20 protein-coding genes are annotated in these 23,473 nt (G+C 63.0%); 13 read left to right on the plus strand and 7 right to left on the minus strand.

Annotated elements, in window-relative coordinates; genetic code table 11:
- Positions 1–55: 55 nt before the first annotated feature.
- Complete coding sequence (locus tag AB7I51_RS08090) at positions 56–2,002, plus strand: DUF4396 domain-containing protein (protein WP_428403815.1); 1,947 nt, start codon at positions 56–58, stop codon at positions 2,000–2,002.
- 18 nt (positions 2,003–2,020) lie between these two features.
- Here AB7I51_RS08090 and ccrA read toward each other — a convergent pair whose 3' ends face one another.
- Positions 2,021–3,277 carry a crotonyl-CoA carboxylase/reductase gene (ccrA, locus tag AB7I51_RS08095; RefSeq protein WP_428403816.1) on the minus strand — a complete coding sequence of 419 codons (1,257 nt, stop codon included), beginning with the start codon at positions 3,275–3,277 and terminating at the stop codon, positions 2,021–2,023.
- A 256-nt stretch (positions 3,278–3,533) separates the two neighbouring features.
- Between ccrA and AB7I51_RS08100 the strand changes: the two genes are divergently transcribed.
- The 3 genes from AB7I51_RS08100 (at position 3,534) to AB7I51_RS08110 (ending at position 6,251) form a co-directional block, all read left to right on the plus strand.
- A complete protein-coding gene (locus AB7I51_RS08100) occupies positions 3,534–3,776 on the plus strand; it encodes a type II toxin-antitoxin system Phd/YefM family antitoxin (RefSeq protein ID WP_409980441.1) in 243 nt (80 codons plus the stop codon).
- On the plus strand, positions 3,773–4,195 hold the full coding sequence (locus AB7I51_RS08105; RefSeq protein ID WP_428403817.1) for a type II toxin-antitoxin system VapC family toxin: 423 nt from the start codon (positions 3,773–3,775) through the stop codon (positions 4,193–4,195). The genes AB7I51_RS08100 and AB7I51_RS08105 overlap by 4 nt, the downstream gene beginning before the upstream one ends.
- Positions 4,196–4,268: 73 nt before the next feature.
- Positions 4,269–6,251, plus strand: a complete 1,983-nt coding sequence (locus tag AB7I51_RS08110) for a protein meaA (protein WP_428403845.1) — start codon at positions 4,269–4,271, stop codon at positions 6,249–6,251.
- Between the two features lie 142 nt (positions 6,252–6,393).
- Here AB7I51_RS08110 and AB7I51_RS08115 read toward each other — a convergent pair whose 3' ends face one another.
- Positions 6,394–7,350 carry a CHAD domain-containing protein gene (locus AB7I51_RS08115; protein WP_428403818.1) on the minus strand — a complete coding sequence of 319 codons (957 nt, stop codon included), beginning with the start codon at positions 7,348–7,350 and terminating at the stop codon, positions 6,394–6,396.
- A 176-nt stretch (positions 7,351–7,526) separates the two neighbouring features.
- On the opposite strand from AB7I51_RS08115, the gene AB7I51_RS08120 reads away from it, so the two are divergent.
- From AB7I51_RS08120 to AB7I51_RS08135, 4 genes are all read left to right on the plus strand, one after another.
- Positions 7,527–8,960 carry a homospermidine synthase gene (locus AB7I51_RS08120; RefSeq protein WP_428403819.1) on the plus strand — a complete coding sequence of 478 codons (1,434 nt, stop codon included), beginning with the start codon at positions 7,527–7,529 and terminating at the stop codon, positions 8,958–8,960.
- A 919-nt stretch (positions 8,961–9,879) separates the two neighbouring features.
- Positions 9,880–11,022 (plus strand): PA0069 family radical SAM protein, encoded by a 1,143-nt coding sequence (locus AB7I51_RS08125; protein WP_428403820.1) that lies wholly within the window; start codon positions 9,880–9,882, stop codon positions 11,020–11,022.
- Between the two features lie 229 nt (positions 11,023–11,251).
- Positions 11,252–11,863: a ribonuclease HII gene (locus AB7I51_RS08130; RefSeq protein WP_428403821.1), complete on the plus strand. Its 612-nt coding sequence runs from the start codon at positions 11,252–11,254 to the stop codon at positions 11,861–11,863.
- A 146-nt stretch (positions 11,864–12,009) separates the two neighbouring features.
- A complete protein-coding gene (locus AB7I51_RS08135; RefSeq protein WP_428403822.1) occupies positions 12,010–13,182 on the plus strand; it encodes a site-specific DNA-methyltransferase in 1,173 nt (390 codons plus the stop codon).
- Between the two features lie 96 nt (positions 13,183–13,278).
- Here the strand turns inward: AB7I51_RS08135 and uppP are convergent, their stop codons facing one another.
- The 3 genes from uppP to AB7I51_RS08150 form a co-directional block, all read right to left on the minus strand.
- On the minus strand, positions 13,279–14,151 hold the full coding sequence (uppP, locus tag AB7I51_RS08140) for an undecaprenyl-diphosphatase UppP (RefSeq protein ID WP_428403823.1): 873 nt from the start codon (positions 14,149–14,151) through the stop codon (positions 13,279–13,281).
- A 179-nt stretch (positions 14,152–14,330) separates the two neighbouring features.
- Positions 14,331–16,049, minus strand: coding sequence for an OFA family MFS transporter (locus AB7I51_RS08145; RefSeq protein WP_428403824.1), 1,719 nt, complete (start codon positions 16,047–16,049; stop codon positions 14,331–14,333).
- A gap of 199 nt (positions 16,050–16,248) precedes the next feature.
- Positions 16,249–16,992, minus strand: a complete 744-nt coding sequence (locus AB7I51_RS08150; RefSeq protein ID WP_428403825.1) for a class I SAM-dependent methyltransferase — start codon at positions 16,990–16,992, stop codon at positions 16,249–16,251.
- 100 nt (positions 16,993–17,092) lie between these two features.
- Here AB7I51_RS08150 and AB7I51_RS08155 point away from each other — a divergent pair, with 100 nt between their 5' ends.
- A complete protein-coding gene (locus tag AB7I51_RS08155) occupies positions 17,093–18,394 on the plus strand; it encodes a glutamate-5-semialdehyde dehydrogenase (protein WP_428403826.1) in 1,302 nt (433 codons plus the stop codon).
- Positions 18,395–18,560: 166 nt separating this feature from the next.
- The gene (locus AB7I51_RS08160) at positions 18,561–19,196 is read left to right on the plus strand and encodes a nicotinate-nucleotide adenylyltransferase (protein ID WP_428403827.1); all 636 of its coding nucleotides are present in this window, start codon (positions 18,561–18,563) and stop codon (positions 19,194–19,196) included.
- Here the strand turns inward: AB7I51_RS08160 and AB7I51_RS08165 are convergent.
- Both AB7I51_RS08165 and rimO read right to left on the minus strand, forming a co-directional pair.
- On the minus strand, positions 19,157–19,477 hold the full coding sequence (locus AB7I51_RS08165) for a hypothetical protein (RefSeq protein ID WP_428403828.1): 321 nt from the start codon (positions 19,475–19,477) through the stop codon (positions 19,157–19,159). The genes AB7I51_RS08160 and AB7I51_RS08165 overlap by 40 nt on opposite strands.
- Positions 19,478–19,524: 47 nt before the next feature.
- Positions 19,525–20,871: a 30S ribosomal protein S12 methylthiotransferase RimO gene (gene rimO / locus AB7I51_RS08170; RefSeq protein WP_428403829.1), complete on the minus strand. Its 1,347-nt coding sequence runs from the start codon at positions 20,869–20,871 to the stop codon at positions 19,525–19,527.
- A 347-nt stretch (positions 20,872–21,218) separates the two neighbouring features.
- Between rimO and AB7I51_RS08175 the strand changes: the two genes are divergently transcribed.
- From AB7I51_RS08175 to AB7I51_RS08185, 3 genes are all read left to right on the plus strand, one after another.
- Positions 21,219–22,202, plus strand: coding sequence for a beta-ketoacyl-ACP synthase III (locus AB7I51_RS08175; RefSeq protein WP_428403830.1), 984 nt, complete (start codon positions 21,219–21,221; stop codon positions 22,200–22,202).
- A 74-nt stretch (positions 22,203–22,276) separates the two neighbouring features.
- Entirely contained in the window at positions 22,277–22,456 is a 180-nt protein-coding gene (locus tag AB7I51_RS08180) for a hypothetical protein (RefSeq protein ID WP_428403831.1), read from the plus strand.
- Positions 22,457–22,541: 85 nt separating this feature from the next.
- The gene (locus tag AB7I51_RS08185) at positions 22,542–22,898 is read left to right on the plus strand and encodes an antibiotic biosynthesis monooxygenase family protein (protein ID WP_428403832.1); all 357 of its coding nucleotides are present in this window, start codon (positions 22,542–22,544) and stop codon (positions 22,896–22,898) included.
- Positions 22,899–23,473: the final 575 nt, after the last annotated feature.

The raw sequence follows: 23,473 nt of genomic DNA on the forward strand, positions 1-23,473 counted from the left end.
ACAAAGAATGGACGCAGAGGCGCGGCGCATTCTATAAGCCTTGAGGAAGGCCGACATGCATTCGCTCTTCCTTCTGCCGGTCGACTATTATCTCGGGGCCTGGTTTGCGCTGACCGCCGTCTGCACGCTTTACGTTGCGGTCGACGGCGCCAGGAATCCCGAACCGCCGGTGATGAAATGGGGTTTCGTCCTCGTCACGCTCTATACCGGGCCCTTCGGCCTTCTCATCTATGTCCTGACCGACAAGGAGCCTCGACCCGGCTCGCATGAGCAATTCGTGCGTCCGCTGTGGAAACAGGGGGTCGGCTCCACCATCCATTGCGTCGCCGGCGACGCGACCGGCATCATTCTCGCCGCCGTCGTCGTCGCTTCGCTCGGCTTGCCGATGTGGCTCGATCTCATCGTCGAATATCTCGCCGGCTTCGCCTTCGGCCTGTTCATTTTCCAGTCGCTGTTCATGAAGGAGATGATGGGCGGCTCCTATTTCGAAAATGTGCGGCGCAGCTTCTTTCCAGAATTCATCAGCATGAATTTCATGATGGCCGGCATGGCGCCGGTCATGAGCTTCCTGATGATGGGCCATGACATGCGCGCCATGGCTCCAACCGAGCTGCTGTTCTGGGGCGTGATGTCGGTCGGCGTGATGGCCGGCTTCATCACCGCCTATCCCTCAAACGTCTGGATGGTCGCGCAGGGCATCAAGCACGGGCTCATGACCGAGCGCGCGCGTGATGTTGGCCATGAAGGCGCAGCGCCCGAAAATGTCGCAGAGGAATCGGCGGCGCATCAGCATCACGATCACGGCGCGCATTCCCCTATGGACGAGGGCGCCGCCGCGCCTCCCGAGCACGGCCAGCATCCGGCGCCCGGCGCGGCGCCGATGGCTATGCATATGAGGCCCGAGGCGACTTCGGCTCAGATCGCCGCATTCAGCCTGACCTCTCTCGTCCTTCTCGCCACCGGCATGATCGCGCCCGCCAATTGGCTGAATATGCGGCTTTCGGCGGATGACGTTGGCGGGCTCATCATGCCGCCAGGAATGACCATGTTTCGCGACACAAGCGCCGCGGCGATGCGCGAGATGAGTTTCGCGGATTCGCGGCTCGTCGGCGCGCAGTTTCCGATTCAAACCCGCGGCGATCAGGAGTTGCCCTTCAAAATGGACGCGGGCGTCAAGGTCTTCGAACTCACCGCCTCGGTGATCCGCTGGCGCATCCTGCCCGACGTCGCCGTCGACGCCTATGCTTACAACAATCAGATACCGGGGCCGCGCATCCATCTTCGCGAAGGAGACCGGGTGCGCATCCGGGTGCGCAACAAACTGCCCGAAGCGACGACCGTTCACTGGCATGGGCTCATTCTTCCCAACGCCATGGACGGGCCGAGCGAGATCACCCAAGCGCCGATCCCGCCCTCCGGATTTTTCGACTATGAATTCACGGTTCGGCAGCACGGAACCTATTTCTACCATCCCCATGCCGAGCCGGACCGAAGTCAGGCGCTCGGCCTCTATGGCGCGCTGATCATCGATCCCGCCGACGCCGCGGCGGAAATCCGCGCCGATCACGACTATGTCATCCAGTTGCAGGAGTGGCTCTGGCGCGACGGCCTGACCTTTCCGGCGATGCCGATGGACGGCATGCAGCCGAATTATTTCACCATCAACGGCAAGTCCTATCCGTCAACCGAGACGGTGCGCATGAAGCTTGGCGAGACGCTGAAAGTGCGCTTCATCGGCACCAACAACGGCTTCATCCATCCGATGCATATTCACGGCGGACCGTTCGAAGTCGTCGCCCGCGACGGCGAAACGCTCAGCAAGGGCGCGCGCTTTCTCGCCGACACGGTCAATGTCGGTCCGGGCCAGCGCTATGACGTGATCTGGCGGGCGCGGGAGAGGGGAAAGTGGCTCATCCATTGCCACATTCCCCATCACACCAGCAATGACAACACGGAGACCAAGGGCGGCGGCGGGCTGATGGCGGTCATCGAAGTGGAGTAGGCCCGCCCGCGCGCCGTTCTACTTTCGCGCCGCATGGGCCTCCATCACGTCCTCGACCGCGCGCAGGCCGGGTTTGGGCGACATCACCAGCACCGCCATATTGCCGGGCGCATGTTCGTTCTTCCACATCTTGGTGTGCGCCACCGGGATTTTCTCCCAGGCGAACACTTCCGACATGCAGGGGTCCACGCGCCGGTCCACGACGAAGCGGTTGGCGGCGGACGCCTGCTTTAAGTGGGCGAAATGCGAGCCCTGGATGCGCTTCTGGCGCATCCACACATAGCGCGCGTCGAAGGTGAGGTTGAAGCCGGTCGTGCCGGCGCAGAACACCACCATGCCGCCGCGCTTCACGACGAGGCAGGAGACGGGGAAGGTCGCTTCGCCGGGATGTTCGAAGACGATGTCGACGTCCTTCTTGCCGGTAATGTCCCAGATCGCCTTGCCGAAAGCGCGGGCGTTCTTGGTCCATTCGACATATTCGGGCGTGTTGACCTTCGGCAACTGCCCCCAGCACTTGAAATCCTTGCGGTTGATGACGCCCTTGGCGCCAAGCGAGAGCACATAGTCGCGCTTGCTCTCATCCGAAATGACGCCGATGGCGTTGGCGCCCGAGGCGGCGCAGAGCTGCACCGCGAAAACGCCGAGGCCGCCCGAGGCGCCCCACACCAGCACATTATCACCGGGCTTCAGCTGATGCGGCGAATGGCCGAACAGCATGCGATAGGCGGTGGCGAGCGTTAGGGTGTAGCAGGCCGCCTCTTCCCAGGTCAGGTGCTTGGGGCGCTCCATCAGCTGGCGGTCCTGGACGCGGCAGAATTGGGCGAAGGAGCCGTCCGGCGTCTCATAGCCCCAGATGCGCTGCGAGGGCGAGAACATCGGATCGCCGCCGTTGCATTCCTCGTCGTCCCCGTCATCCTGGTTGCAGTGGACGACGACTTCGTCGCCGACTTTCCAGCGCTTCACCTTGGAGCCGACCGCCCAGACGATGCCGGACGCGTCGGAGCCGGCGATGTGATAGGGGTTTTTGTGCGCGTCGAGCACCGAGATGGGCTCGCCCAGCGAGGCCCAGACGCCATTGTAATTGACCCCGGCCGCCATCACGAGAACCAGCACGTCATGGCTGTCGAGCTCCCAGGTCGGCAAGACCTCGAGCTGCATGGCGGTTTCCGGCGGCCCATGCCGCTCCTTGCGGATCGCCCAGGCGTACATGTTCTTCGGCACATGCCCGAGCGGCGGAATTTCGCCCATCTCATAGAGGTCTTTCTTATCGGTCAACTTTGGGGTCCTCGACTTGTCGCCCTGAGACGGGCCGGCACTGGCGGCAGCTTATAGACGGGGCGGGGAGGGGCGAAAAGTCCCTAACTTGACGGCGGCAATGAGCCTTCTCGTCGTCGCGCATGGAGAGCGGAATAGTCTCGGAGGAAGATTTGTTGGAGCTTTGAGCAGGAATTCTGATCGCCGAATATGCCGACGCCGCTGGCGTCGCCTCGCATTTTGCGCTAATGGTCATCCAGTTGGTCATGAGGGAAAAATGAGCGCCGTCACCGTTGCTGAAGCCAAGGCGCATTTGAGCGAACTCGTCGAGCGCGCGGCGAAGGGCGAAACGGTCTGCGTCACGCGTCGGGGCAGGCCGGTCGCCAAGATTGCACCGCTGGCGGAGCCCAAGAAGCCCGTTGACGTCGCCATGCTGCGTGCGATCACTAAGGACATGCCGGGCCAGGGGGAGACCGCCGGCGAATTCATGCGCCGCTTGCGCAACGCGGAGCGTTATTGACGCTCTATCTGGACACATCGATCCTCGTCGCGGCGCTGACGAGGGAGGCGGAGACCGATCGCGTTCAGGCCTGGCTTGGCGATCGGCAAGAAGAACTGGCGATCAGCGATTGGGTGGTCACGGAATTCTCTTCCGCCCTGTCGATTAAGTTGCGCAGTCGTCAGATCGACCTTGCGCAGCGCGCCGAGGCGCTGTCCGGCTTCACCCAGCTCGCCGCCGATTGCTTCGTCACGTTGCCGATCGACGCCAATCATTTTCGTACGGCGGCGCGCTTCGCGGGCCAGCACGCGCTGGGGCTGCGGGCAGGCGACACGCTGCATCTTGCGGTCTGCGCAGAATATGGCGCGTCACTCTGCACGCTGGACCGGCGACTTGCCGAGGCTGCGCCTTCGGTCGGGGTCGCGATGAAGCCGATTTGAGCCGCCGCCTCATCTTGTCAAAACAGGGTCATGTGCTATCGCAACAGGCGGAGGAGCCATTAAAGTGAACGACATGTCCGCCGAGAAGAGCCGGAATGCTGGCCGCGACAAGCCCTGGATGTTTCGCACTTACGCCGGCCATTCGACGGCGAGCGAATCCAACAAGCTTTATCGCTCCAATCTCGCCAAGGGCCAGACCGGTCTCTCGATCGCCTTCGATCTGCCGACCCAGACCGGCTACGACAGCGATCATCCGCTTTCGCGCGGCGAAGTCGGCAAGGTCGGCGTGCCGGTCTCGCATCTCGGCGACATGCGCACGCTCTTCGAGGGCATTCCGCTTGGCGAGATGAACACCTCGATGACCATCAACGCCACTGCGGTGTGGCTGATGGCGCTTTATATCGCCGCCGCCGAGGAACAGGGCGCGCCGCGCGCCAAGCTGCAAGGGACGACGCAAAACGACATCATCAAGGAATATCTGTCGCGCGGCTCTTATGTGTTTCCGCCGGCGCAATCGTTGCGGCTGACTCAGGACCTCATTCTCTTCACCACCAAAGAATGCCCCAAGTTCAATCCGATCAACGTCTGCTCTTATCATCTGCAGGAGGCGGGCGCGACGCCGTCGCAGGAGCTCGCCTATGCGCTCGCCACCGCTGTCGCCATTCTCGACAACGTCAAGAAGTCCGGCGAAATCTCGGATGAGGATTTCGCTCAGGTGGTGGGACGCATCTCCTTCTTCGTCAACGCCGGCATGCGCTTCGTCACCGAACTCTGTAAAATGCGCGCTTTCGTTGAGCTGTGGGAAGAGATCACGCGCGAGCGCTATGGCGTGAAGGACGAAAAGCTCCGCCGCTTCCGTTACGGCGTGCAGGTCAATTCGCTGGGACTGACCGAGCAGCAGCCGGAGAACAATGTCTATCGCATCCTGATCGAGATGCTCGCCGTCGTTCTCTCAAAGAACGCCCGCGCGCGCGCTGTGCAGCTTCCGGCCTGGAACGAAGCGCTCGGCCTGCCGCGGCCCTTCGATCAGCAATGGTCGCTGCGCATGCAGCAGATCATGGCCTATGAGACGGACCTCCTCGAATATGGCGACATATTCGACGGCAATCCCGAGATCGCCCGCAAGGTCGCCGAGCTGAAGGAAGAGGCGAAAGCCGAACTCAAGAAGATCGAGGAGCTCGGCGGCGCCGCCGCGGCGGTCGAGATCGGCTATATGAAGGGCAAGCTCGTCGAAGCGAATACCGCGCGTCTCGAGTCGATCGAAGCGGGCGAGCAGATTGTCGTCGGCGTGAATAAATTCACCGGCGGCGAGCCGTCGCCGCTCGCCTCGGGCGACGACCAGATCATGGTCGTGCCCGAACATGTCGAAGCCGAACAGATTTCGCGGCTGAAGGCCTGGCGCGAAGCGCGCGATCAGAAGGCGGCGAAGCAAGCGATCGAAGAGCTGGCGCGCGCGGCGAAGGAAGGCCGCAACATGGTCGAGCCGTCGATCGCCGCCGCCAAGGCGGGCGTCACCACCGGCGAATGGGGCAATGTTCTGCGCGGCGTCTTCGGCGAATACCGCGCCCCGACCGGCGTGTCGTCGACGGCGCGCCAGGTCGGCGGCGCGCTCGACGCGGTGCGCGAGGAAGTCGCGCGCGTCTCGCAAAAGCTCGGCAAGCGGGCGAAGTTTCTGGTCGGCAAGCCGGGCCTCGACGGCCATTCGAACGGCGCCGAGCAGATCGCGGTGCGCGCCCGCGACGCCGGCTTCGACGTGATCTACGCCGGCATCCGCTCGACGCCGGCCGAACTCGTCGAGACCGCAAAGAAGGAAGGCGCGCATTGCATCGGCCTCTCCATTCTCTCAGGCTCGCATGTGACGCTGGCGCATGAGGTCATCAAGCTGATGAAGCAGGAAGGCGTCGAGGCGCCGCTCGTCGTCGGCGGCATCATTCCGCCGGCGGACGAGAAGCTGTTGCGCGACGCCGGCGTCGCGGCGGTCTATACGCCGAAGAATTACGACCTCAACGCGATCATGACCGACCTCGCTCACATCATCGAGAAGGCGGCGGTCTGAGAGGCGCGGCGCCTTCGCGACTGGGAAGCGCTCCCTCCCAACGCCCCGCTTCGCGCGGGGGGACAGGGAACGTGGCCGCGCCAAGCCTCGCGCGCGATCAAGATATCGACGGGCGGTTGCGTTGATTGCTGATGTTGATGGCTTACGTCCAGAAAGGCGCGAGCTTCTTTAGGCGCTTCTCGCTCGATTCGGCATGGGCGACGCCTTGGCGCGCAGCGTGGGCGAACCAGCCGCGAATGAAGTTTGAGGCGCGAGCGGCTTCCGGCGTTTGCGCATCGATCTGGTCGAGCAGGCCATTCGCGACCTCCATGTCGTTGAAGAGCCCCAATTGATCCTGCATCTCGCCAAGCGCGTGCAAATAGGCGCGCGAATCTTTGCGATCGTCGAACAGGCTTTCGAAAAATTCCGCGCCATAGCGCGCCTTTTTGAGCGCGATGCGGACTCGATGACGCTCATCGGCCGAAAGCGTCGCCAAGCCCTTGCTCTTCTTTAAGAGCCGCTTGCGCAGGTCGGTCAGCGCATGCACGGCGAAATCGCTCGCCGATCCCGGCGCGCGCATCTCAGGCGCCGCCTCCCAATCGCGGCGCGCGATCGCCAGGCGCAAATCATCGACGAACCGCGCCGTTTCGTCGGACGAGACCGCTTCATGCGCGGCGCGATAGGCTTGTTCACGAAGCGTTTCGAGCGCGTCGGTCAGCGCGTGAAAACTCGGATCGTCGCCGATCGCCTCGCGCGGGCCGCCGCTCAATGCGAGACCGAAAACGTCCCAGTCGCGCGCCGCGCCGAGAACGGCGGCAAGCGCCTTGGCGCGTTTGGCCGCAGTTTCGAGCGCAGGCCCGGTGACAGCCGGCCGCAACAAGCCGATCGCCGCGCGCAGGCGGCGCAGGGCGACGCGCATCTGATGCACGCTTTCCGGCGCGCTCAATGATTGAAGAATCGGAACATTGGCCAGAAAATGCTCAAGAGCGCCGGAGAAAATGGCCGCTGCGGCGCCTTCGAGCGTATCGTCCTGCGAAAGTTCGATCGGCTTCGCTTTGATCGCCGTCAAAGCATCGGCGACGTTCGACTCCTGCTGCGCGCCGTCGCGTTCGGCCGTCATCGCTGGTTCCGTCAAACGCTCCATTCAGACGCTCTACTGCAGAATTATCTCAATTACATAGGGGCGACGCGCGCGGCGCCACCTTACGCGCGCCGCCACCTCTCGCTCAAGCTCTTGATTAATACGTCTGCGCTTGCTTTATCGCGACGCAATATTCTTCTCGGGAGCAACGCCTCATGTCGACTTGGCCAAACTACGGCAAAATCACCGGTCCGATCGTGCTGATAGGCTTCGGCTCCATTGGCCGAGGCATTTTGCCGCTGATCGAGCGCCATTTCGATTTCGACAAGTCGCGTTTCACCGTCATCGACCCCGTCGACACGCATCGCCGGCTGCTCGACGAACGCGGCATCGCCTTTTTGAAAGCGCGCCTCACGCCCGAGAACTACCGCGACATCCTGACGCCGCTGCTGACGAAAGGCGGGGGCCAGGGCTTTATCGTCAATCTGTCGGTCGACGTGTCGTCGCTTGCGATCATCAAGCTCGCGCGCGAATTGAACGCGCTATGCGTCGACACGGTGGTGGAGCCGTGGCCGGGCTTCTATTTCGACAAAAACATGAGCAATGAGGCGCGCACCAATTACGCTCTGCGCGAGACGGTGCTGGAGGAACGTCGCAAGAATCCCGGCGGATCGACCGCGGTTTCCTGCGTCGGCGCCAATCCCGGCATGGTGTCCTGGTTCGTCAAACAGGCGCTGGTGAATGTCGCGCGCGATGTGGGCGTGCTCGACAAGGAGCCGGAAACGCGCGCCGATTGGGGCGCGCTCGCCCAAAAGCTCGGCGTCAAGGGCGTTCACATCGCCGAGCGCGACACCCAGCGCGCGCGCCAGCCGAAGCCGCGCAACGTCTTCGTCAACACATGGTCGGTCGAAGGCTTCGTCTCCGAGGGCATGCAGCCCGCCGAACTTGGTTGGGGCACGCATGAAAAGGCGTTGCCCGACATCGGGCGCACGCACGCAACCGGCTGCGGCGCGGCGATCTATCTGCTGTCGCCCGGCGCCAATACCCGCGTGCGCTCCTGGTGCCCGACGCCCGGCGCGCAATATGGCTTTCTCGTCACTCACAATGAGTCGATTTCGATCGCCGACTATCTGACGGTGCGCGATGGTTCGGGGCAGGCGGTCTATCGTCCGACCTGTCACTATGCCTATCATCCGGCGGACGACGCCGTTCTGTCGCTACACGAAATGTTCGGCGCCGCCGGCAAGATGCAGGAGAGCTGGCAGATTCTCGACGAGCATGAAATCGTCGACGGCATCGACGAGCTCGGCGTGCTGCTCTACGGCCACGCCAAGAACGCTTATTGGTATGGCTCGCAGCTTTCGATCGAGGAGACGCGCGACCTCGCGCCCTATCAGAACGCCACCGGCCTGCAGGTGAGTTCGGCGGCGCTCGCCGGGATGGTCTGGGCGCTGGAGAATCCGCAAGCCGGCATCGTCGAGGCCGACGAAGTCGACTACAAGCGCTGCCTTGAAGTGCAACTGCCCTATCTCGGCCCGGTGAAGGGCTATTACACCGATTGGACGCCGCTCGACGGCCGTCCGGGATTGTTCCCGGAAGACATCGACGAAAGCGATCCCTGGCAGTTCAGGAATATTCTGGTGCGGTGAGTGCGCCAGAGCCGCCATCAATACGCGCCGCTCGCGTGAGCGGCGCGTTTCATCGGCGGTATTCGATTTTGATTTTTGATCTATGATTGCGTTGCTGCATTTTATGTCTGGCTTGCGACGATTTGGACTTGCACATGCGGCTCAACGTAAGACGATCGTCATGCGCTTGCGGGCGCGTTCAATGCGAAGCCATTGGCGAGCCGATCTTGAGCGCCGTTTGCTATTGCAAGGATTGCCAGGAAGGCGGTCGCCGAATCGAAGCGGCGCCAAACGCTGCGCCAATTCTCGACCCGGATGGCGGCACGCCATATCTCACCTATCGGGACGATCGATTTCGCGTCTTGTCGGGCGCGGACCTCTTGGCGGATTACAGGCTCAGCCCGAAGTCACGAACGCGTCGGGTCGTCGCGTCTTGCTGTTGCTCGGGCATGTTTTTGAAGTTCGAGCCAGGATTTTGGGTTTCCACCTATCGGTCCCGATATGAGGGCGATGTGCCGCCGATTGAAATGAGGACCAAAACACAACACCGAAAGTCGGATATAAAATTGCCGAGCGGCGCGCCGAGCTACCGGGGATATCCCGTGCGACTCTTCTGGCGGCTGATCGCGGCGCGCGCCGCGATGCTCCTTGGTCGATGACCCGTTCTCGGGCAATGGCGCGCTGCCGCCGCGGCGATCGCCAGAATTCAAATTGAAATCGCACTTTTGCGGTCTTGCGCGCGGCGCGTATGTTCTATATATGTTCTCTATTCGCCTTCTGTTCACCCTCGGCTGCTCGAGCCGGAAGCAAGCGGCGAGTCCCCGATGTGTCCGGCGTTGCGCCGGATGAGTGGCGTTGCGTTGTAGTCGGGAGGCCGCGTCGAAGTTTCGCATCTCGGCGCGGTCCTCTCTAGTTCCTTCTCAAAAAGTCGGAGTCTGCAATGGATCGCGTAGCTGATGTTTCATCGGCGGCGCTCGGGCGCCAGATCAGCCAGTTCGGCCAGACGAGCGTCGGCGCGTTCATCGACGCCGAACGCCGGCGCGGGCGCGGGGCGCTGTCGAAGCGCAGCGGCCGGTTCGAGAAGGAGGTACGCGAGGAGGCCGACGACGGTTGGGGCTCGCTGGAGAGCCTCGAAGCGCTCAAGACCAATTTTCACGTCGAGAAGCCGCGCACGATCATCACCAGGAATGAGTCGCCCGACATTTCCTTCGACCGCTCGATCAATCCCTATCGCGGCTGCGAGCACGGCTGCGTCTATTGTTTCGCGCGGCCGACGCACGCCTATATGGGTTTTTCGCCTGGCCTCGATTTCGAGACCGAGATTTTCGTCAAGGAAGGCGCGGCGCAGCTTCTCGAACGCGAATTGTCGGCGCCTGGCTACGTCCCGAAGATGATCGCCATCGGCACCAACACCGACCCCTATCAGCCGGCGGAAAAGACCCATCGAATCATGCGCTCGATCCTCGAAGTTCTGGCGCGCGCCAATCATCCGGTCGGCGTCGTGACGAAGTCGGCGCTGGTGTTGCGCGACCTCGATCTCCTCGCGCCGATGGCCGCCAAGGGCCTGGCGAAGGTGGCGATCTCGGTGACGACGCTTGACCGGAAATTGGCGCGTCTCATGGAGCCGCGCGCGGCGACGCCGGAACTGCGGCTCGAGACCATCGAGAAGCTTGCCGCCGCCGGCGTGCCGACCGCGGTGATGACGGCGCCGATTATTCCCTCGATCAATGACGACGAGATCGAGAGGATATTGACGCGGGCGCATGCCGCCGGCGCGCGCGAGGCCGGCTATGTGCTGCTGCGCCTGCCGCTCGAATTGCGCGATCTCTTCACCGAATGGCTGGTCGCCAATTTTCCCGACCGGGCGCGGCGCGCGCTGGCGCTGATGCGTTCGACGCGCGACGGCAAGCTTTATGAATCATCCTTCGGAACCCGCATGAAGGGCGAGGGGCCATACGCCTGGATGATCGGCCGACGTTTTGAGGTCGCCGCCGATCGGCTCGGCTTCGGGCAGAAAACAAAATTGCGGACCGATTTGTTTGAGCCGCCGCGCCGCGCGCCACGACAGCTCAGCCTTTTCTGAGCCGATTTTCCGGTCGCATGGCGCGCCCAAGGCGATCGGGTGAAGGGTTTCCTCATCCTGAGGAGCGTGCGCAGCACGCGTCTCGAAGGGCGAGGAAGCCCTTCACCCGATTCCGCCGATTGCGCGTCTCGTACAGCTTGTCAGCGGCCCACCCTCCGCGCTTTATTCGCCGCGCGGTCACTGGGCTCGACGTCCTTTGTTGCGCCGTGATCCGCCGAGGGAGCCTTTCGTGACAGCCAGCGGGGTCAGTTTTCGGCTGGAGGGCCAGTTTCGGCGCAAGGGCGTCTGGCCGATCGCCGGCGTCGACGAGGTCGGGCGCGGGCCGCTCGCCGGGCCGGTCGCGGCGGCGGCGGTGATTCTCGATCCCGACCGACGGCCGCGCGGCCTCGATGATTCCAAGGCGCTGAACCCGGCGCAGCGCGAAGAAGCCTTCGAGCGGATCATGGCCAGCGCGCTCGCGGTCAGCGTCGCCTTCGTCACCGCCGCCGAAATCGACCGAATCAATATTCGCCGAGCCTCTCTCGCCGCCATGGCCCGCGCCGTCGCCGGCCTCACGCATCGGCCGGCCTATCTCCTCGTCGATGGCAATGACCGGCCGCCGGTCGACTGCCCCTGCCAGATGATCGTCAAGGGCGACGCCACGGCGATTTCCATCGCCGCCGCCTCGATCGTCGCCAAGGTCGCGCGCGATGCGATGATGCGCCGCCTCGCCGCCCATTATCCCCATTATGGCTTCGAGACCAATGCCGGCTACGCCGTGCAGCACCACCTCGACGCGCTGGCGCGCTACGGCGCGAGCCCGGCGCATCGGGTCAGTTTCGCGCCGGTGCGCGAGGCGTGAAGACGCGGGCAAGATTTTGCTAACCTTTTTACTTCTTTAAGACTTCCGTACGAAAAAGAGACGTAGGCCGTTCTTCGCTTTAAACGCGGCTTTTACCTCCCTCCTTCACTATCGCGCCTGTCAGTTGCGTTGATGGTGTGGAGTTCATGCGTAGCGCGCGCGTCGGAGCGGCTCGTCTCAAAGCCCGAATTCAGGTCACGCGTATCGGGCGCACAAGCGAAAGGCCGCTCCGCGCGACGGCGCGCAATGAAATTCTCAGCGGCGACTGCGCGACGCTGATGGAGCGCATGGCCGACGAAAGCGTCGACCTCGTCTTCGCCGATCCGCCTTACAATCTTCAGCTCGCCAATTCTCTGCTTCGCCCGGACCAGAGTCTCGTCGACGCGGTCGATAACGACTGGGACAAATTCGCCAGTTTCGCCGCCTATGACGCCTTCACGCGCGACTGGCTCAAGGAAGCGCGCCGGCTGATGAAGCCCTCAGCGACGATTTTCGTCATCGGCTCCTATCACAATATTTTCCGCGTCGGCGCGATCATGCAGGATCTCGGGTTCTGGATCCTCAACGACATCGTGTGGCGCAAGAACAATCCGATGCCGAACTTTCGCGGCCGGCGCTTCACCAACGCCCATGAGACGATGATCTGGGCGGCGCGAGATCAACGCGCAAAAAACTACACCTTCAATTACGAGGCGCTGAAGGCGGCGAATGAAGATTGCCAGATGCGCTCCGACTGGCTCCTACCGATCTGCGGCGGGACCGAGCGTCTCAAGAATGACGCCGGCCGCAAGACTCATCCGACGCAAAAGCCCGAAGCGCTGCTCGCGCGAGTCATCCTCGCCGCGTCGAAACCCGGCGATCTGGTGTTCGATCCTTTCTTTGGCTCCGGAACGACCGGCGCAGTCGCCAAACGCTTGGGCCGCGACTGGCTCGGCATCGAGCGCGACGACGACTATCGAGCGGCGGCCCAGGCGCGGATTGCCGCGGTCGAACCCTTGCCGCATGAGGCGGTGGCGACTGCGCCGTCGAAACGCGCCGAGCCGCGCATCGCCTTCGCGAGCCTTGTCGAAGCCGGCCTCGTCGCGCCAGGCGCGACGCTCGTCGACGCCAAGCGGCGCTATCGCGCGGTGGTGCGCGCCGACGGGGCCCTGTCGCTCTCCGGCTTTGTCGGCTCGATTCACAAGACCGGGGCGCTGGCGCAGGGCCTGCCGGCCTGCAACGGCTGGACCTTCTGGCATTATGAAGAAAACGGCGCGCTCACGCTCATCGACGATCTGCGGGCGACGGCGCGCGAACGCCTCAAAGCGGCGGCGGAATAATCAAGAGCCGTCATTGTTGCGAGGAGCGCAGCGACGAAGCAATCCAGAGCCGTAGGCGCGACTCTGGATGGCTTCGCTTCGCTCGCAATGACGGCGCTACGCCAGGAATCCCACGTAAAACCCGACGAGCAGCACGACGCCAATGAAGGCGCGATAATAGACGAAGGGCCACGCCGAAAACCGTTCGAGAATTCGCAGCAGGCCCCAGATCGCGACAAAGGCGGAGATCGACGCGACGAAAAGTCCGAGCGTCAGCACCGCCCAGCCGTGGAAATCGAGCTGCGCTTTGTGCAGCTCCCACAGCTCCTTCAAGCCCGCGAGGGCGATCGTCGGGATGCCGAGAATAAAGGAAAAGCGCGCCGCCTCCTCGCGTTTCAGATCGAGGAAAAGCGCCGCGGTCAGCGTCGAGCCGGAGCGCGAGACGCCAGGAATGAGCGCGCCGACCTGGGCGAAGCCGACGATCATCGCATCCTTCAGGCTGACATGTTCGAGCGTGCGCTTGTGATTGCAATAGAGTTCGGCGATGGCGAGCAGCGCCGCCATCACGATCGACGAAATGCCGATCACCGGCAGCGTGCGCAGGGGCGAGCCGCAAGTGTTCAACGTATGCGACAGCGCGATGCCGGCGATTCCGATCGGCACCGTCGCCAGCGCGATCCAGACGACAAAGCGGAAGGTCCAGTCGTTGAAATCGCGTCGCACGAGCGCGCGAATCGAGCCCTCGGCGAGCGCCCGGATGTCGCTCCAGAAATAGCTGACGACGGCGGCGAGCGCCGCGAGCTGCATCGCGGCGGAGAAGGCCGAGCCAGGGTCCTTCCAGCCGAAGAGCGCCGGCACGATGCGCATATGCGCCGTCGAGGAGATCGGCAGCAGTTCGGTGATGCCCTGCACCACGCCGAGAACGGCGACTTTCATATAGCCGAGATCGACGAAGCCGGTATCGAGCCCATTGGTGCAAGCAGTCGCCATAGAGGCCTCGTCTCATTTGCGGCGCGTGACGAATCACAAAGGCGCCCAGCGTCCCCGACTTCTGTCAAACAAGGCGGCCGCGATCAAGGCGAGCGGAAGGCAAGGGGACGAAGGCCGGGCGCGCGTCACGTCTCCGCCCGCCAAGGTCGCGCTAAAGTCGAAGCGTTTCGCGCGCCAGATCAGCGAAACAGCGCCGCGGTCTTCAGGAGCGTCATCCACACGCCCCAGGTGAGCGGGACGCCGACCGCGGCCCAGGCGAGAAAAAGCTGCAGCGATCGGCCGTTCGAGTCGGGCTCGGGGCGCGCAACGGTTGGCGGATCGTCCGTCGCGACGGGCTCCAGCCCCTCTTCGACAAAATCCTCGAAGTCGGCGTGAACATCGTCGTCCGCCTTGACGACTTCAGCGACGGTGATGTGCTTTTGCGCCGCGACTTCTTCATCGCTCATGAAATATTTCTCGGCGCATGGCCGCACCAGCAAATTGCAGATGAAGCCTGCGAGCAGGAGGCCCGCGAGCACATACATGGTCTGATTATAGGCGGCCTCGCGCGCGACGCCGTGCGCGAGTTGATATTCGCGAATGTAATTGACCAGCACCGGCCCGAGCACGCCGGCCGTTGACCAGGCGGTCAGAAGCCGGCCATGGATGGCGCCGACGTGGTGCGTGCCGAAAATGTCGGCGAGATAGGCCGGGATCGTCGCGAAGCCGCCGCCGTACATGGTGATGATGACTGAGAACAGCAGAACGAAGACGCCGACCATCCCGCCCTTCGCCGCGAAGGGTATCGCCGAATAGAGCGAGAGCCCGAGGACGAAGAAGATGGCGTAAGTGATCTTGCGGCCGAATGCGTCGGAGGCCGAGGCCCAGCCGATGCGCCCGCCGATGTTGCAGAGGCTCAACAGGCCGGTGAAGCCGGCCGCGATCGCTGCGATCTGCATTTTCTGGCCGGCGTCGAGTTGATCGAAACCGACATCCAGGCCGATGAGCTTGCCGCCGAAGACTTCCTGCAGCATCGGCGAGGCCATGCCCAGCACGCCGATGCCGGCTGAAACGTTAAGACAAAGAACGCCCCAGAGCAGCCAGAATTGCGGCGTCTTCCATGCGACGTCGAGATGCACATGGCGATGCGTCACCAGGGCGTTCTTGGCCGCCGTCGGCGGCGTGAAGCCTTCGGGCGCCCATCCGTTAGATGGCACCCGGTAGCCGATCGCGCCGGCGACCATAAAGGCGAAATAGATCGCGGCCAGCGTGACGAAGGTCTGCCAGACGCCCGGCGAGGTCGGCGTCGCATAAAAGCTCATCAGCCGATCCGCGAGCGGCGCGCCGATCATTGCGCCGCCGCCGAACCCCATGATGGCGAGACCAGTCGCCAGGCCGCGCCGGTCAGGGAACCATTTGATCAGCGTCGAAACCGGCGAGATGTATCCGAGCCCGAGTCCAATGCCGCCGATCACGCCGGAGCCGATCCACAGCAAAGAGATCTGATGGACATAGACGCCGAGCGCCGAGATCAGCAGACCGCCGCACCAGCAGCAGGCCGCTGCGAGTCCGGCCTTTCGCGGTCCGGCCGTCTCCAGCCAATGGCCGAAGACCGCCGCAGACGAGCCCAGGAAAACGAAGAAGAGCGTGAAGGTCCAGCCGAGCCAGCTGATCTTCCAGTCGCAGTCGGTCGCGATAAGTGTTGCGAAAAAACCGAGAGTTTCCGGGCATTCCTTGGGCTGCGCCCCGCCGATCGCCCGCGACAGCGGCAGCCAGAAGACGGAGAAGCCATAGGCCATGCCGATGCAGAGATGAATGGCGAGCGCGGCCGGCGGAACGAGCCAGCGATTGAAGACGGGGGAGGCGACGGTGCGCTCGCGGGACAGGAAATCGGAGCTGGCGGCGGATGCAATCGACATCAAATTTCCAGTGCTGGTTGATTTTTAGAATGCCGCGCGCGTCGCGCGCCGGACGCGCCCGCGTCGTCAATCGGCCGCTCGCAGCAAGTCCAATGCCATTACTCAATAAAGGTGGAACTCTTGCGACACGAAAGTCTCTCGGGCGTTCGGCTGGGAGACGGAGGCGGACGCGAAACTTTCGGGCACGTTCGAAGACCAATTATTGCGCATCCGTGGCGCCCGGCTTTAATGCGGTCACCAGAGTGTCCACGCCTTCGCGGAATTCGACCGTGACCGGCGCGAAGCCTGCGGCGCGCAACTGCTGAAGCGCCGGCTCGAAATACATGATGCGCCGAGGCGATTCGTCGCTCAGCAAATGCATGACCCAGTCTTCGAGGAGATCAAGTCGTTTCATTTCGGTAAAAATCTTGAACCATCCCCGCACGACAGCTTGCGTATCGGCGAGATGCGCCGCCGGGTCGTCCATGGCGTAGCGGTCGCCGTTGACGAACAGGCCGCCGGGCTTCAGCGCGCGGAATATCTCGGATACGACAGCGTTACGATAATCGTCAGCGAAGTTATGGATCGCATAATTCGAAATGACGACATCCACGCTCGCATCGGGCAAGTCGCGCAACGACGCCAGCGCATCGGCTTCGATGAATTTGACGCGGCCCGCAGAAGCGTAATCGGCGAGGTTGACGCGCGCCTGAGCGAGCATTTCGCCGGCGCTGTCGACCGCGATGAGCTTGAGATCATCGCACGCGGAGAGCGCCGCCAGCGTGCTGATCCCGGTGCCGCAGCCGATTTCGAATCCCGCAATCGGCCCGACGCCGCAACGCCATTGCTTAACGTGCTCTCCGACCATCCGGGCGAGCACGGGCGCGTTCGGACACAACAGCCGCAGCACCTCATATTCAGCGCCGATCGGCCCAGTGAAGGGATTATCTTGCAATGCGGACATGGGGCCGTTCTTCCATATCGCGCAAGGGCCTGCAAGACCGCTTCTTTCCTTGCCGGCGACGCCATGATAGCGAGACGCGAGCACTTGCCGAGAGATGGCCATGACGCAGGCATTACGCAACGAGGCGCGGGCGGGCGCGGACGCGACATTGAGCGACTCGCTCGTCGCGCTGGGGCGCGCCGCGCGCGTGGCGTCGCGGGCGGCGGCGCTTGCTTCGAGCGACGCCAAGAACAAGGCACTGCGGGCGGCGGCCGGCGAAATTCGCCGCCAAAGCGGCGTGATACTCGCCGCCAATGCGCACGACGTCGCCGACGCCAAGGCGCGCGGAACGGCCGCGTCTTTCCTCGATCGGCTGACGTTGGATCCCGCGCGCGTCGAGGCGATCGCCCGCGGATTGGACGAGATCGCCGATCTGCCCGACCCGGTGGGGCGCGTTCTGGCCAGATTCGAGCGGCCGAACGGTTTGAAGATCGAGCGCGTCTCGACGCCGCTCGGCGTCATTGGGGTGATTTACGAAAGCCGGCCCAATGTCACCGCCGATGCTGGCGGTCTGTGTCTCAAGGCCGGCAACGCCGCGATCCTGCGCGGCGGCTCCGAAAGCCTGCGGTCGTCGGCCGCCATTCACGCCTGTCTTGTCGCGGGACTGAAAGCGGCGGGGCTTCCCGAGGCGGCGATCTCGCTCGTCGCGACGGCGGATCGCGCCGCGGTCGGCGCGATGCTCGCCGGGCTCGACGGCAATATTGATGTGATCGTGCCGCGCGGCGGCAAGAGTCTCGTGGCCCGCGTGCAGCATGAGGCGCGCGTGCCGGTCTTCGCGCATCTCGAAGGCATTGTGCATGTCTTCGTGCATAAGGACGCCGATCTCGACATGGCGAAGCGCGTGCTGCTCAACGCCAAGATGCGGCGCACCGGCATTTGCGGCGCGGCGGAGACGCTGCTCGTCGACAAGGCCTGCGCCGCGACGCATCTTGCGCGGCTTGTCTCGACGCTGATCGACTCAGGCTGTGAAGTGCGCGGCGACGCGGCGACCCAGGCCGCCGACGCGCGGGTGAAGCCGGCGAGCGAAGAAGACTGGCGCGCCGAATATCTCGAAGCGATCATCGCGGCGCGGGTCGTCGACGGGCTGGAAGGCGCGATCGATCATATCGAGACCTACGGATCGCATCACACCGATTGCATCATTACGCGCGACGCCGCAGCGGCGCAGCGCTTCATGAATGAAGTCGACTCTGCGATCGTCCTGCACAACGCCTCGACGCAATTCGCCGACGGCGGCGAATTCGGCTTTGGCGCCGAAATCGGCATCGCCACCGGCCGAATGCATGCGCGCGGACCGGTGGGCGTCGAGCAGCTGACCTCGTTCAAATATCGCGTTTACGGCGACGGCCAGGTGCGGGGGTGAATGGGATTTCGATCCGTGGGGTCGGCCACGGATGTCATTCCCGGCAGGCCGGAGGCCTGACCGGGAATCCAGAGCCAATCCAAGAATGCTGGTCTTGCTCTGGATTCCCGATCGCGCGCGTTGCGCGCGTCGGGAATGACTTCCTGGCTGTGCAACTGGATGCGGCATGACGCAGCCTTTCCCGCGCCTCCCGCCCCATGCGCCGGGCATGCGCATCGGCCTTTTCGGCGGCACTTTCGATCCGCCTCATGACGGCCATGCGCTCGTCTCGCGCCTCGCCTTGACGCGGCTTAAGCTCGATCGCTTATGGTGGGTCGTGTCGCCCGGCAATCCGCTGAAAGACGCAAGCGAACTGCCGTCGATCGAAGCGCGGATCGCGGCGGCGACAAAAATCCTGCGCGATCCGCGCGTCGCCTTCACCGGATTCGAAGCCGCGATCGGCGCGCGCTACACCAGCGAAACGATTGATTATCTTCACGCCCATTGTCCCGGCGTGCGCTTCGTCTGGATCATGGGCGCCGACAATCTCCTGCAGTTCCATCGCTGGCTGCGATGGCAGGACATTGCGCGCACGACGCCGATCGCCGTGATCGACCGCCCGGGCGCGACGCTTAAAGCGGCGAACGCCAAGGCGGCGGTCTTCTTTAAGAATGCGCGGCTGCCCGAGAGCAAAGCCGCCATCCTCGCCGTCACGCCGCCGCCGGCGATCGTCTATCTCCACGGACCAAGACTCGAGCGCTCGTCGACCGAACTGCGCGAAACCTATTTGCGTTCGAACAGCGGCAGTATCCAGCGCTTGTAGGCCCAGAAGCTCGCCGGTATGCCGACGAAAATCGCCACCCATAAAAGCAGCGAACTGTCCGAGCCGCGCTCGTAAAAGCCCGTCCCTTCGGAGACCGACTGCGTATAGGGATTGCGCAGGAAGAGCGTAATCGCGAATGAGCCGACGACGATCAGCGCCGTGGCGATATAGAGGCTGCGCGGAATGACGATCTGCGGCACATGCGGCTGCGTCGGCGTATCTTCAGTCTCGGGCGGCGGGTTGTCCTGCGGCGTGCCCTTTTCTTCCGGTTCGTCGGTCATGGCGCTTCTTTCCACATGTTAGTTTCTGGCCCCAATATAGGGCTCCTTTAGCTCGCCGCGCCATAGACGTCGTAAGCCTCCGCGCGCTCGATCTTCGCCGTGACGATGTCGCCCGCGCGCAAGGGGCGCCGCGATGCGACAAAGGCTACGCCGTCGATTTGCGGCGCGTCAGCCTTGGTGCGGCCCTTGGCGAGCGCGCCGGAAGCTCCACCGCCCGGCTCGTCGATGATAACGGAGAGTCGCTTGCCGACCTTGCGCTTCATCAAACGCGCGCTGATCTTTTGCTGCGTTTCCATAAAGCGGCGCCAGCGCGTTTCCTTGACGTCGTCCGGCACGGCGGGAAGGCCGAGCGACTCGGCGGGCGCGCCGGCGACGGGCTCATATTTGAAAGCGCCGGCGCGGTCGATCTCGGCTTCCTCCAGCCACTCCAGCAGATAATCGAAATCTTCTTCGGTCTCGCCGGGAAAGCCGACGATGAAGGTCGAGCGCAACGCGAGATCGGGACAGGCGTCGCGCCAGGCGCGAATGCGCGCCAATGTCTTCTCCTCATTCGCCGGACGCTTCATCGCCTTCAGTACGCTCGGCGCGGCGTGCTGAAAGGGAATGTCGAGATAGGGAAGGATTTTTCCTTCCGCCATCAACGGCACGACGTCGTCGACATGGGGATAGGGATAGACATAGTGCAGGCGCACCCAGAGCCCTAACTCGCCAAGTTCGCGCGCGAGATCAAGAAATCGCGTGCGCACGCTCCGCTCGCCGAACATGCTTTCGGCATAGCGGATGTCGCGGCCATAGGCGCTCGTATCCTGCGAAATGACGAGCAGTTCCTTCACTCCGGAGCGCGCGAGCTTTTCGGCTTCGCGCAGCACATCGGCCGCCGGCCGCGAGACGAGCGGCCCGCGCAGATGCGGAATGATGCAGAAGGCGCAGCTGTTGTCGCAGCCTTCGGAGATCTTCAGATAGGCGTGGTGGCGCGGCGTGAGCTTCACGCCCTGTTCGGGGAGAAGGTCCAAAAACGGGTCATGCGCGGGCGCGGCGGCGCGATGCACCGCCTCGACCACGCTCTCATATTGCTGCGGACCGGTGATGGCGAGCACTTGCGGAAACCGCTCGGAAATAGCCTCGGGCTCAGCGCCCATGCAGCCGGTGACGATAACTTTGCCGTTCTCGCTGAGCGCCGCGCCGATCGCGTCAAGCGACTCGGCCTTGGCGCTATCGAGAAAGCCGCAGGTGTTGACGATGACCACATCGGCGCCGGCGTGACTGCGCGAAAGCTCATAGCCTTCGGCGCGCAGGCGCGTGACGATGCGTTCGCTGTCGACGAGCGCCTTGGGGCAGCCAAGTGACACGAAGGAGACGCGTGGGGCGGCGTTCGGCTTCTGTTGTTCCTGCATGGCGCCCCTTGCCATGGGTAGGGCGTCTTGGCAATCGCGGGCGCGACCTTACGCCGTCAGCGCGCCGAGCAGGGCAAAAAGGGCGACCGCGGCAAAGATGATGGCGTCGAACATGAACGCAACTCCGTGGGGCCCCGGAGAAGGTCTAGCGGCGCGCGCTTTAAGAAAGGATTGACGCCCGATTCTTACGGCTCTCGCGACCTGCCCTAAAAAAGTCAGTAAGTCTGCGACGATGCAGGCGGTTTCGACGGAACCAAAAGATAATTTGCGCTTGGCCTAGGCGGCACTTAGGAATAGCGCTCCGCTGGCGCGCTTTCGCGACGCCGCTCAGAAGGAACCGCCACGTCTTGACGAATTCGATAGTTCTCGGAACAGGGTCCTATGCGCCGCGGCGCGTCATCTCCAACGCCGACCTTGAGAAAATCGTCAGGACGAACGACGAATGGATCGTCAGCCGCACCGGGATCAAGGAGCGCCGGGTGGCCGCGGACGACGAGGCGACATCCGATCTTGCGGCCGCCGCCGCTGACGAGGCGCTGCAATTTGCGGGCGTGAAGCCTGACGATGTCGACATGCTCATCGTATGTACGGTGACGGGCGATACGCCGACGCCGTCCTGCGCGTCTTTTGTCCAGGCTCGGATTGGCGCGAGGAACGCTTTCGCCTTTGACGTCGGCGCCGCCTGCGCCGGTTCGCTCTATGGCCTGTTGATCGCCGACCAGTTCATCAGAGGCGGCAAGGCGAAACGCGCGCTGGTGATCGGCGCCGAGACCTTAAGCCGTTTCGTCGACTGGACCAACCGCGAAACCTGCGTGCTGTTTGGCGACGCCGCCGGCGCGATTCTGCTCGGCGCCAGCGAAGAGCAGGGACGCGGGGTGCTCGCCGCAAGTCTGCGCACCGATGGCTCCATGACCGGCATCCTAGGCATCTACGGGGGCGGCAGCCGACGTCCGCCATCGCCCGAAATGCTGGAAGACAAGGCCGGCAAAATTAAAATGCGCGGCCGCGAGGTCTATAAGGTCGCGACGCGACTGTTGCCGGAAGTGGTCGGCGACACGCTTAAAGCCGCCGGTCTGACGGCGACGGACATCACCCACGTCATCGCCCATCAGGCCAATAAGCGGATTATCGAATCCGCGATGCAGCAGCTCGGCGTGCCGCTTGAGAAATGCTGGATCAATATCGACCGTTACGGCAACACGTCGAGCGCCTCGATGCCGATTACGCTCGACGAGGCGAATCGCGCCGGGCGGCTCAAAAAAGGCGACGTCATCGCCATGATGGCGATCGGCGCAGGCATGACGTGGGGCGGCGCGGTCCTGCGCTGGTAGCGCCTGCGGCCCCCAACGCCGAACAGGGGTTGAGCGCTAAATAACCATCTGAAATTATGTCAAGTTGGCTGCACTTGGTCGATGCCGCCCAAGGCTCGACGTTGCGCGAGCAATTTGTCGTATCGGTTTACGATGCGTCTGATCTGATTGAGCTGGTTGATGAAGCTCTCGATGATGTTGCGCACTTTACGAAGGTCGACGCGACGATTTCGGCGTCCGTCCGGGCGATGGCTTCGCAAAAATCGTTGGCATGATAGCTCTTGTCGACGAGCCTCTACGGTCTTAGGGAGCCGATAGGCCGAAATCGTCCGGCAGCCATCGAAGTGCGGGAGCCCGCTCATGTTCGTCGCAATGAACAGATTCAAAATCGTCAGGGGAAAGGAGCAGGCTTTCGAAGACGTCTGGCGGTCGCGCCAGTCTCGCCTTCAGGAACGGCCCGGCTTCATCGTCTTTCACCTGCTCAGAGGGCCCGAGCGGGAAGACTACACGCTCTATGCGTCGCATGCGCTGTGGGAGTCTCGGCAGAATTTCATCGACTGGACGCATTCTGAGCAGTTTCGCGAGGCCCATAAAAACGCCGGTCAGAACCGCGATCTCTATATCGGCGGTCCCGAATTCGAAGGCTTCGACTCTGTGCTGACTGAACAGAATCCAAACTACGCACCGTCCGCCGCGGAGACGGATCGCTCGCCTTGAACGAGCCGCATCGGACTGCGCGAGGTTGGCGACGATGGTTGGCGCTCTCACGGCTGCGATGGTCGTGAACCGAACAAACTGAACAGGGCATAGAGAAGGGGGTTTCTGACGCTGCGCGATCTTGCGCGTGGCGTTTCCAGCATCGAATCATTCCGTCCGTTCCGCCTTTGAGGAAATCCTCAACACGGAGAGGTTTCGGCGGCCGCGCCATTCGGAGCCGATTCCTTCGAAGCGCGGCCAGATCAATCTCCCTCGAGCGCTCATCAGGTCCACCCCTTCGCTCGATTTGCGACTCTCAAATCTGTTGTCTGAACGGCGCCTATGCGCCGAGCGCCGCGCCGCTGCAAAATGGCCGCATTGGAGTCAGTGTGACTACAATTTAAACAATAAATACTTTTTATTCTTTGGAATTGAAATAAATACAAACTACCAATTGTAAATATTTAAAATGTTTCCGAATTGTGGCTAATTCAATTGACCGAAATTAAGTATGTACGTTATCCGTAATCACTCTTTCGACGAACTATGCGCTGCAAGGCAGTAAAGGCGGAAAAATGAGCAAGTACTATTCCGAA

The sequence above is a fragment of the Methylocystis sp. genome, assembly GCF_050246715.1.
Taxonomy (GTDB): domain Bacteria; phylum Pseudomonadota; class Alphaproteobacteria; order Rhizobiales; family Beijerinckiaceae; genus Methylocystis.

Coding starts and splice junctions, on each gene's coding strand:
- AB7I51_RS08090 (WP_428403815.1), top strand. CDS start 56: ATGCATTCGCTCTTCCTTCTGCCGGTCGACTATTATCTCGGGGCCTGG.
- AB7I51_RS08100 (WP_409980441.1), top strand. CDS start 3,534: ATGAGCGCCGTCACCGTTGCTGAAGCCAAGGCGCATTTGAGCGAACTC.
- AB7I51_RS08110 (WP_428403845.1), top strand. CDS start 4,269: ATGTCCGCCGAGAAGAGCCGGAATGCTGGCCGCGACAAGCCCTGGATG.
- AB7I51_RS08115 (WP_428403818.1), bottom strand. CDS start 7,350: ATGACGGCCGAACGCGACGGCGCGCAGCAGGAGTCGAACGTCGCCGAT.
- AB7I51_RS08120 (WP_428403819.1), top strand. CDS start 7,527: ATGTCGACTTGGCCAAACTACGGCAAAATCACCGGTCCGATCGTGCTG.
- AB7I51_RS08125 (WP_428403820.1), top strand. CDS start 9,880: ATGGATCGCGTAGCTGATGTTTCATCGGCGGCGCTCGGGCGCCAGATC.
- AB7I51_RS08135 (WP_428403822.1), top strand. CDS start 12,010: ATGCGTAGCGCGCGCGTCGGAGCGGCTCGTCTCAAAGCCCGAATTCAG.
- uppP (WP_428403823.1), bottom strand. CDS start 14,151: ATGGCGACTGCTTGCACCAATGGGCTCGATACCGGCTTCGTCGATCTC.
- AB7I51_RS08145 (WP_428403824.1), bottom strand. CDS start 16,049: ATGTCGATTGCATCCGCCGCCAGCTCCGATTTCCTGTCCCGCGAGCGC.
- AB7I51_RS08150 (WP_428403825.1), bottom strand. CDS start 16,992: ATGTCCGCATTGCAAGATAATCCCTTCACTGGGCCGATCGGCGCTGAA.
- AB7I51_RS08155 (WP_428403826.1), top strand. CDS start 17,093: ATGACGCAGGCATTACGCAACGAGGCGCGGGCGGGCGCGGACGCGACA.
- AB7I51_RS08160 (WP_428403827.1), top strand. CDS start 18,561: ATGACGCAGCCTTTCCCGCGCCTCCCGCCCCATGCGCCGGGCATGCGC.
- AB7I51_RS08165 (WP_428403828.1), bottom strand. CDS start 19,477: ATGACCGACGAACCGGAAGAAAAGGGCACGCCGCAGGACAACCCGCCG.
- rimO (WP_428403829.1), bottom strand. CDS start 20,871: ATGCAGGAACAACAGAAGCCGAACGCCGCCCCACGCGTCTCCTTCGTG.
- AB7I51_RS08185 (WP_428403832.1), top strand. CDS start 22,542: ATGTTCGTCGCAATGAACAGATTCAAAATCGTCAGGGGAAAGGAGCAG.